The sequence below is a fragment of the Streptomyces aurantiacus JA 4570 genome (assembly GCF_000414115.1).
GTDB classification, from domain to species: Bacteria; Actinomycetota; Actinomycetes; order Streptomycetales; family Streptomycetaceae; genus Streptomyces; species Streptomyces aurantiacus_A.
This window is the reverse complement of sequence record NZ_AOPZ01000468.1, coordinates 1-3412: the sequence shown is the minus strand read 5'-3', so window position 1 is coordinate 3412 and position 3412 is coordinate 1. Positions and strand designations below refer to the sequence as shown.

Below are 3412 nucleotides of genomic sequence, written 5' to 3'. Positions count from 1 at the left end.
TCGCTGGCCGCCGTCTGGCGGTCGACGGGGGTCGAGCCCGCCGCCGTGGTGGGACACGGCCCCGGCGAGATCGCGGCCGCGTGCGCGGCGGGTGTGCTGAGCCTGCGGGACGCGGCGCGTGTCGTGACCGTCTGCGGCAAGTTCGCTCCGGCGGACGCCGTCGAAGCCGACGTGATACAGGCACTCGCCCCGGTGGTGTCGCGGCCGGCCGACGTACCGGTGTTCTCCACGCTGACGGGGGAGTGGCTGGACGCCGACACCCCCATGGACGCGGCGTACTGGTACCGGAACCTGCGGCACCCCGCCCTCTTCGCGCAGGCCGTCGGCCGGCTGATCGCCGAGGGCCACGGGCTCTTCGTCGAGGTGAGCCCGCACCCGGTGCTCACCGAGCCCCTCCGGGCCGCGCTCGACGCCACCGGCGCCCAGGCGGCCGTACTGCACTCCCTGCGCCGGGACGAGGGCGGCGCACACCGCCTGATGACAGCCGTCGCCGAAGCCCATGTGCACGGTGCCGAACTCGACTGGCAGGCCCTGTTCCCCGGCGCCCGCACCACCGTCGACCTGCCCACGTACGCCTTCCAGCGCGAGCACTTCTGGCTCGTGGACGGGCGCACACCGGGCGGCGCGACGGCGCCCGCGCAGGACGAGGTGGAGGCGCGGTTCTGGGAGGCCGTGGAGCGCGAGGACCTGGAGGAGCTGGCGGCCGAGCTGGACGTGGCGGACGGCTCCGCGTCCGCCGGTCTTGGTGCCGTGCTTCCCGCGTTGTCTTCGTGGCGGCGGCAGCGGCGTGAGCGGTCGACGCTCGACAGCTGGCGCTACCGGGTCACCTGGAAGCCCCTTGCCAGCGGCGCGCTTCCCGGAGCGAGCCTGACCGGCCGGTGGCTGGTCGTCGTACCGGAGGACGCCGCCGCGCACCCGTGGCTGGCGGGCGTCACCGACGCGCTGACGCAGGCCGGGGCCATGGTCACCGAAGTGCGCGTCAGCGACGCCGAGTTGACCCGTGAGGCCCTGACCGGGCGCCTGCGTGCGTACGCGCCCGACGCACCCGGCGAGGTCGACGCTCCCGGCGCTCCCGACGCACCCGACGCCTCCGGCGCGGACGACCCGGCGGGCGTGGTTTCCCTGCTCGCCCTCGCCGAGCACCCGCACCCCTCGCACCCCGTGCTCCCCACCGGCCTCGCGGCCACCCTCGCCCTCGTACAGGCCCTCGGCGACACCGGGATCGGCGCGCGGCTGTGGGCCGTCTCCTGCGGAGCCGTCTCCACCGGCCGCAGCGACCGCCTCCTCGGCGGCCCCGAGCAGGCCCAACTCTGGGGCCTGGGACGGGTCGTGGCCCTGGAGCATCCGGACCGCTGGGGCGGCCTCGTCGACCTGCCGCCGACCCCCGACAACCGCGCCGCCACCCGGCTCGCGACAGCGCTGACGGGCATCCCCGCCGACAGCCGGACCGACGGCGGCACCGGATTCGAGGACCAGGTCGCCGTGCGCGGCTCGGGCCTCTTCGTGCGCCGTCTCGCGCACGCACCACTGGACGCCCGCCCGGCGCCCGCGTGGACGCCGCGCGGCACCGCGCTGATCACCGGCGGCACGGGCGCGCTCGGCGCACACGTCGCACGCTGGCTGGCGCGCGAGGGCGCCGAACACCTCGTCCTGACCAGCCGCCGCGGCCTCGACGCGCCCGGCGCCGCCGAACTGAAGGCGGAACTGGCGGAGTTGGGCGCCGAAGTCACCATCGCGGCGTGCGACGTCGCCGACCGGGACGCCGTCGCCGGGCTCCTGGACGAGCTGGCCGCCCACGGGCACAGGATCCGTTCCGTCTTCCACGCCGCCGGGGTGAGCCCCGCGCTCGCCCTCGCCGACACGGCACCGGCGGACCTCGCCGAAGCCCTCGACGCCAAGGCGGCGGGCGCCGCCCACCTCGACGCGCTCCTGGACGACGGCGAACTCGACGCCTTCGTGCTGTTCTCCTCCATCGCCGCCGTCTGGGGCAGCGGCGGCCAGGCCGGATACGCCGCCGCCAACGCCTTCCTCGACGCGGTCGCCGAACGTCGCCGCGCCCGCGGCCTGACGGCCACCTCGGTCGCCTGGGGCGCCTGGGGCGGCAGTGGCATGGCGGCCACCGCCGAGGCCGAGGAGCACCTGCGCCGCCGCGGCGTCGCACTGCTCGCGCCGGACCTGGCCGTCGGCGCGCTCGCGCAGGCCCTCGCGCACGACGAGACCTGCCTGACGGTCGCCGACGTGGACTGGGAACGCTTCGCCCCCACCTTCACGGCCGCACGGCCGAGCGCCTTCCTCGGCGGCCTGCCCGAACTGCGGCCGCAGACAAGGCAGGCGACGGCCGGCGCGGCGGGCGACGGCGAGCCGGCGCGGCGGGCGACGGCGAGCCGGTCTCGGAGTGGGCCGCCCGGCTCACCGGGCTCCCGGAGGCGGAGCGGCAGCGCCTCGTCCTCGACCTCGTACGCGCCGAAGCGGCCGCGGCCCTCGGCTACGCGGGCGCCGAAGCCGTCGAACCCGCCCGCGCCTTCCGCGAGTTGGGCTTCGACTCCCTCACCGCGGTGGAGCTGCGCAACCGCCTCACCGCCGCCACCGAGATCCCGCTGCCCGCGACCGTGGTCTTCGACCATCCGTCGCCCGAGATCCTGGCCCGCCACCTGCTGGCGGAGCTGTCCGGCGGCATCACGGCCGCGACGGCGGCCCCCGCCCGCGTGGCGGAACCCGTCGACGCGGCCGACGACCCGATCGCCATCGTGTCGATGAGCTGCCGCTTCCCCGGCGGCGCGAACACCCCCGAAGGGCTGTGGCAACTGCTCGTCGACGGCACCGACGCCATCTCCGTCTTCCCCGCCGACCGCGGCTGGTCCACCGACGGGGACGGCGCCGCGCGCTACAAGCCCGAGGGCGGCTTCGTCTACGACGCCTCGGAGTTCGACGCGGGACTCTTCGGCATCTCGCCGCGCGAGGCCCTGGCCATGGACCCGCAGCAGCGGCTGCTCCTGGAGACCACCTGGGAGCTGTTCGAACGCATCGGCGTCGCGCCCAAGTCCCTGCGCGGCACACCCACCGGCGTGTTCGTCGGCTCCGGCTTCCAGGGGTACGCGACCGGGCTCGACAGCGTGCCCGAAGGCGTCGAAGGACACCTCATGACGGGTACGTCCGGCAGCGTCATCTCCGGCCGCCTCGCCTACTCCTTCGGCCTCGAAGGCCCGGCGGTGACCGTCGACACGGCCTGCTCGTCGTCGCTCGTCGCCCTGCACCTCGCCGCGCAGGCGCTGCGGCAGGGCGAGTGCGACCTCGCGCTCGCCGGGGGAGTCACCGTCATGGCGACGGCCGGCGCCTTCGACGAGTTCAGCCGCCAGGGCGGCCTCGCGGGCGACGGCCGCTGCAAGCCCTACGCCGAGGCCGCCGACGGCAC

2 pseudogenes are annotated in these 3412 nt (G+C 76.1%); both read left to right on the top strand.

Going from position 1 to position 3412, the window contains the following annotated elements:
* Positions 1–3: 3 nt before the first annotated feature.
* Positions 4–783 (top strand): annotated as a pseudogene (locus tag STRAU_RS45015) (acyltransferase domain-containing protein); the annotation flags it as partial.
* A gap of 690 nt (positions 784–1473) precedes the next feature.
* Positions 1474–3412: pseudogene (locus STRAU_RS44835) on the top strand (type I polyketide synthase); the annotation flags it as partial.